The organism is Pseudomonas sp. PS02290, from assembly GCF_029960075.1.
GTDB lineage: Bacteria > Pseudomonadota > Gammaproteobacteria > Pseudomonadales > Pseudomonadaceae > Aquipseudomonas.
Genome location: NZ_JASCOY010000172.1, coordinates 1 through 5628, shown reverse-complemented (window position 1 = coordinate 5628; position 5628 = coordinate 1). Strand labels below are relative to the sequence as shown.

The 5628-nt window shown below is 62.5% G+C and carries 6 protein-coding genes; 3 read left to right on the top strand and 3 right to left on the bottom strand.

Annotated elements, in window-relative coordinates; genetic code table 11:
• The first annotated feature begins 254 nt into the window (after positions 1-254).
• Positions 255-1499: a D-mannose isomerase gene (locus QMX88_RS28610; protein ID WP_282373609.1), complete on the top strand. Its 1245-nt coding sequence runs from the start codon at positions 255-257 to the stop codon at positions 1497-1499.
• Between the two features lie 376 nt (positions 1500-1875).
• Here QMX88_RS28610 and QMX88_RS28605 read toward each other — a convergent pair whose 3' ends face one another.
• Positions 1876-2658, bottom strand: coding sequence for an exodeoxyribonuclease III (locus tag QMX88_RS28605; RefSeq protein ID WP_282373608.1), 783 nt, complete (start codon positions 2656-2658; stop codon positions 1876-1878).
• Positions 2659-2765: 107 nt separating this feature from the next.
• On the bottom strand, positions 2766-3863 hold the full coding sequence (locus QMX88_RS28600) for an AbrB family transcriptional regulator (RefSeq protein WP_282373607.1): 1098 nt from the start codon (positions 3861-3863) through the stop codon (positions 2766-2768).
• Positions 3864-3993: 130 nt separating this feature from the next.
• On the opposite strand from QMX88_RS28600, the gene QMX88_RS28595 reads away from it, so the two are divergent.
• Complete coding sequence (locus QMX88_RS28595) at positions 3994-4896, top strand: LysR family transcriptional regulator (RefSeq protein WP_282373606.1); 903 nt, start codon at positions 3994-3996, stop codon at positions 4894-4896.
• 65 nt (positions 4897-4961) lie between these two features.
• Positions 4962-5171: a hypothetical protein gene (locus QMX88_RS28590; RefSeq protein ID WP_192174307.1), complete on the top strand. Its 210-nt coding sequence runs from the start codon at positions 4962-4964 to the stop codon at positions 5169-5171.
• 194 nt (positions 5172-5365) lie between these two features.
• Here the strand turns inward: QMX88_RS28590 and QMX88_RS28585 are convergent.
• Positions 5366-5628: integrase core domain-containing protein (locus QMX88_RS28585; RefSeq protein WP_282373603.1), on the bottom strand; the 263-nt coding region annotated here is incomplete at its 5' end.

The window sequence follows — 5628 nt, the reverse complement described above, 5'->3', positions numbered from 1 at the left end:
GCTAAGCCGGTCCCACAGGGTAATGCGGTATGAGTGGGACCGGCTTTAGCCGGGAAGAGGCCGGTTTGAGCACCCTCGGTTTTGCGGTGTGACAAATGACGCCTTCCTGGTAGGACCGGCTTTAGCCGGGAACAGGCCAAGAACGGCAGCCTTTCACCTCATTCACTTGCCTGTCGCTGCCCTCGGCTTGCATGATTCGCCCCGACTAATAATTCCTGGCGGGCCGAACCTGCCGACGAGATAGGTGAAGGGCAATGGATGACGTGAATCGCGATTTCAGCAGTTGGCTGCGCTCCCCGGGCCACGCGGCCTGGCTGATGCAGGAGGGCAATCGGCTGCTGGCGTTTGCCAAGGCCTCGAAGCTGCCCCAGGGCTTCGGCAATCTGGATGACCTCGGTCGGCTCCCCGCCGATGCCGTGGCCGAAACCATGAACACCGCACGCATGACCCACAGTTTCGCCATGGCCCACATCAACGGCATTCCCGGTTGCGCCGCGCTGGTCGATCACGGCATTGCGGCGCTGGCCGGGCCGTTGCGTGACGCCGAACACGGCGGCTGGTTCGCCACACCCTTGGAACACAGCACTGACACCGGCAAGAACGCGTACCTGCACGCCTTCGTCGCCCTGGCCGCCAGCTCGGCAGTCGTCGCCCGTCGCCCCGGCGCCCAGGCGTTGCTGGAACAAGCGATTCAGGTGATCACCGGGCATTTCTGGAGCGAGGAGGAAGGCGCCATGCGTGAATCCTTCGACCGCGACTGGAGCAACGAGGAAAGCTATCGCGGCGCCAACAGCAACATGCACAGCACCGAGGCGTTTCTCGCCCTGGCCGACGTCACCGGCGATGCGCGCTGGCTGGATCGGGCGTTGAGCATCGTCGAGCGGGTCATTCATCAGCACGCCGCTGGCAACAACCATCAAGTGATCGAGCATTTCACCCTGCAGTGGCAGCCGATCCTCGACTACAACGTCGACAAGCCCGACGACGGTTTCCGCCCCTACGGCACGACGCCCGGCCACGCCTTCGAGTGGGCGCGGCTGGTGCTGCACCTGGAAGCGGCGCGGCGCAAGGCCGGGCTGGAAACGCCGGCCTGGTTGCTGGAAGACGCTCGCGGTTTATTCGAAAACGCCTGCCGCTATGGCTGGGACGTCGATGGCGCGCCCGGGATCGTCTACACCCTCGACTGGGAAAACCGCCCGGTGGTCCGCCATCGCCTGCACTGGACCCACGCCGAAGCGGCTGCTGCCTCTGCCGCACTGCTGCAGCGCACCCACGAGCAGCAATACGAAGACTGGTACCGGACGTTCTGGGAATTCAGCGAGACGCTGTTCATCGACTACGAAAACGGCAGCTGGCGCCACGAGCTCAACCCGCAAAACCAGCCTAGCGCCGATATCTGGGCCGGCAAGCCGGACCTGTACCATGCCTATCAGGCGACGCTGCTGCCGGTGTTGCCGCTGGAACAAAGTCTGGCAACGGCGTTGGCAAGCCGGGCCTAGTCCGCGGGATCCTGCGCGGTCTCGAGGCCAACGCGATCTGAGTAGGAGCGACCGGGGTGGCGCTCCACCTTGCTCGCGAAGAGGCCAGTACATCCGCTATATCTTTAGCGCCTGAACTGCCGCCTTCGTGAGCAAGCTCACTCCCACAGGTTTGTGCGTGTGCTTTCTGTTGTGCGTCCGCCACAAAATCGGTGGTGCGCACCACCGCCGCTACTGGATCAGGCGCAGTTCCATGTGGGAGCCGAGCTTGCTCGCGAAGGCGGTGTCTCAGCCGCTGAAGATGTAGCGCATGCCCCGGCCTCTTCGCGAGCAAGGTGGAGCCCCATCCCGGTCACTCCTGCAGGTTATGTGTTGTTTGAGGATTTGCGCATCTCGGTCACACCTTCAACTCAATCCACGTCGGTGCATGGTCACTGGCGTGGGGCAGGTCCCTCACCCAGCGGTCCACCCCCGCGTTTTTCAGTTTGGGCTTCAGATCCTTGCTCAACAGCAGGTGGTCAATGCGCAGGCCGGAGTTGGTTTTCCAGTGGTTGCGGAAATAATCCCAGAACGTGTAAATCCGCTCGTCCGGGAATTTCGCGCGCAGGGCGTCGGTCCAGCCCTGGTCCAGCAACCGCTCAAAGCACGCGCGGCTTTCCGGTTGCAGCAAGGCATCCTTCAGCCATGAACGCGTGTTGTAGATGTCATTGTCGGTAGGGATGACGTTGTAGTCCCCGGCCAGCACCACCGGATGCTCGCTCTTGAACAGCGAGTCGGCGTGCGTGATGAAGTGCTCGAACCAGTCCAGCTTGTACTCGAACTTCGGCCCCGGCTGCGGATTGCCGTTGGGCAGGTACAGGCAGCCGACGATTACGCCCTGAACAGCCGCCTCCAGATAGCGGCTGTGCTTGTCCTTTTCATTGCCCGGCAAACCCCGACGAATTTCCAGCGGCTCACTGTCCCGGGACAGGATCGCCACGCCGTTCCACGACGGCTCGCCCTGCCAGATCACACCGTAGCCGGCATTGCGGATATCGTCGGCGGGGAAGGCCGTGTCGGCCGCTTTCAGTTCCTGCAGGCAGACGATGTCGGGCGCTTCCTTTTCCAGCCACTGCAACAGAATGGGCAAACGCGCGCGGATGCCGTTGATGTTGAACGTGGCGATTTTCAGCGTGGCCATGGCGTTCGCCTCCAATGAGTGTGCAGCGTTGGAGGTCGCCTGCTGGCCGAAGATTCCATCGGTGTGCGCGCCGCTGCCTTTCTCGTCAATCAGCCGGCTTCGCTCAGTCAGGCAAAGCGTTGCGACACACGAATCACCTGCCGGGCGATATAGGTCCCCGTCACGATCACCGCAAACAGTCGCAGGGTCTGCATCGCCAGCACGAAGCCGACGTCCGAATGGGTGTCGATGGCAATGATCGCCATGGCATCAAGGCCCCCTGGGCTGGTGGCCAGGTACACCGAGAGGAAGTCCTTGCCCATGATTTCCGCGATGCCCCAGGCCGACAGGGCGCAGAGCAGGATCAGCACCAGCGCCCCCGCGATCATCGCGGGCAGCCGCCGCCAGACGTAGCTGATGGTCACGCGATCAAAGCGCAGGCCGATGTAACTGCCGATCGCGCCGTAGGCGATCGCCAGCACCCAGGCAGGCAGGGTGATCTGCAGCAGGCCGCTCAACTGCAGCGCGCCGCCGAGCAGCAAGGGCACCAGCAAGGCACCGGCCGGCAAGCGACTGCCGAGCAGCACGCCGACCCCGATAACCAGCAGGCTCAGGGCCAGATTGAGCAGGTTCATCCCGTGCAACAGCGCGTCCGTGCTGTGGACGTCCGACCCACCGGCATCGGCACCAATCAGCCGACTGACCAGGGCGCCGACCATCACCACGCAGACCACTCGCACGTATTGCATGGTGGCGACCACTCGAGAGTCGGCGCCGTCATCCTCGGCCATCGCGACCATCGCCGACGCCGCGCCCGGCGAAGTGCCCCACGCTGCGGTACTGCTCTGAATGCCACCCCAGCGCGCCATGGCGATGCCGACCACCGCACTCAACGCGACGGTGAGCAAGGTGGCGAACACCATGACATGCCAGGACTGCATCGCTGCGAGCAGCACGCCGACGGTCATGGAGTGGGCGACCAGCACGCCGACCGTGCCCTGGCCGAGGCGGAACACCTGCTTGTTCAGACGAACGCTGGCCCCGGCGACGCCGAAGCCGATCGCCACCAGCATGGGCCCGAGAAACAGTGCCGCGGGGACGTGGAAGTATTTGAACAGTTGGCCGGCGCTACCGGCCATGAGGATGAGCAGCAGCCATTGGGTCAGCGGATGCTGGTGGGCGAGGGCAAACGAGGCGGGGCGTGGCAACGCGGATCTCCAGAGCATTGGCTTTTCCTGATAAGGAGTGACCTGAGTGCTTCCCTGCCGAGTGCATTTCCAATGACGCCCAGTATCGACAGCGCAATCGATCAAGTCTATTTTCTAATAATCATGAATCGATAACTTTGGTTGATATATGGACCTGCGTGACCTGACCTATTTCGAAACCATCGCCGAACTCGGTCACCTCGGGCGCGCGGCTGAAAAGCTCAACCGCAGCCAGCCGGCCTTGACCAAGAGCATTCAGCGGCTGGAGGAATCCTTCGGCACCAAGCTGTTCCAGCGCGACGGCCGCCGAATCAAGCTCACGCCGGTGGGCGAACTGCTGCAGGCGCGGGGCAAGGTGCTGCAGCAAAGCATTGCCCAGACCCAGCGCGAGGTGCGGGATTTCGCCAGTGGCGCAGTAGGGGATATCCGGCTGGGCTGTGCGGCCACCATGGCCGAGTACCTCCTGCCGGAACTGACCAGCGCGCTGCTCAAACGCTCGCCGCAGGTCACGCTCAAGCTGGTGATCGGTCAGGACGACATGCTGCGCGAGCAACTGCGCTCCGGGCACCTGGACATGATCATCTGCGCCCAGCGCAGTGCCGAGGAGGAATTCTCGTTCTACCCGATCCTGACCGACGAAGCCGTGGTGATCGCCAGCCGCAACCATCCGATCTTCCAGGCGCCGTTCGAGATGCGCGACCTGTGCCGTTACCGCTGGGTGCTGCCGCCTTCCGGCGTGTCGTCGCGCATCTGGGTCGACGACGCCTTCGCCCGCCACGACCTGCCGCTGCCGGAAGTGCAGATCGAGTCCAATTCGATTTCCCTGCTGCCCCGGTTGATTGCCCAGACCAGCCTGCTGAGCTTCATCGCCCGGGAGACCCTGGAGTTCGGCAAGAACATGCAGGACCTGCGCGAGGTGCCGCTGGAGCAGACCACTATGACGCGGACCATTTGCGTCATGCTGCGCCGCGAAGGCTATCTGTCGCCTGCCGCCCACGCCATGGTGCAGATGCTGCGCGATGACGGCGGATCCTTCCTCAATTGGTCGTGACCTGTGCTTTTACCCCGCCGGGTGGGTTAGCCTGCTGAACGACATTCACCTACGGAGCGTCAACGATGCAGCTACAGACAAACCAGCCGGACATCCACGCAATTGCTTATTGGGCACACGACGGCGAGCATTTCGGCGGCGACCAGTCGCCCCTCAACGACGCCGATTCCGACGAAGACCGCGATCCTGAAGGCGAGCTAGATTTGAGCGAGCTGGACCTGGACGAGTTTGCCGATGCCGACAAGCTGGACATCAGTTCGTCGAATCTGGAATAGGCGGGGCGCTGGCGCTGGATTGTCGGATATCTCCAGTCGTGAACCGCTCCGCGGTCTCGCAGCAGATGCAAACCTTGTGGGAGCGAGCTTGCTCGCGAAGAGGCCAGTACATCCGCTGGATATTCAGTGGTAAATACGACGCCATCGCGAGCAAGCTGAACTGGTCAAGTGATTCTGGACACCCATTTAGGTTTTCAAGCAGCCGCTCGCTCCGCAGCTACAGGCGAACAGTAGCTGTTGTAGCTGTGGGGCCGGCGGCTGTTGTAACGCATGACATAACGCTGCACGTCAAACTGTGCTTCATGCGCTGACGAATATCCTTCTTTAGGTACCCACTCCGATTTCAGGCTGCCAAAAAATCGCTCCATCGGGGCGTTATCCCAGCACTCGCCTTTTCGACTCATGCTCTGCCTTAAACCATGGGTCACCAGCTCGTTCCGGAATTTATGGCTGGTGT

Bases quoted from the DNA above. Each gene is read 5' to 3' on its own strand.
- QMX88_RS28600 (WP_282373607.1), bottom strand. From the start codon at position 3,863: ATGCTCTGGAGATCCGCGTTGCCACGCCCCGCCTCGTTTGCCCTCGCC.
- QMX88_RS28610 (WP_282373609.1), top strand. From the start codon at position 255: ATGGATGACGTGAATCGCGATTTCAGCAGTTGGCTGCGCTCCCCGGGC.
- QMX88_RS28595 (WP_282373606.1), top strand. From the start codon at position 3,994: ATGGACCTGCGTGACCTGACCTATTTCGAAACCATCGCCGAACTCGGT.
- QMX88_RS28590 (WP_192174307.1), top strand. From the start codon at position 4,962: ATGCAGCTACAGACAAACCAGCCGGACATCCACGCAATTGCTTATTGG.
- QMX88_RS28605 (WP_282373608.1), bottom strand. From the start codon at position 2,658: ATGGCCACGCTGAAAATCGCCACGTTCAACATCAACGGCATCCGCGCG.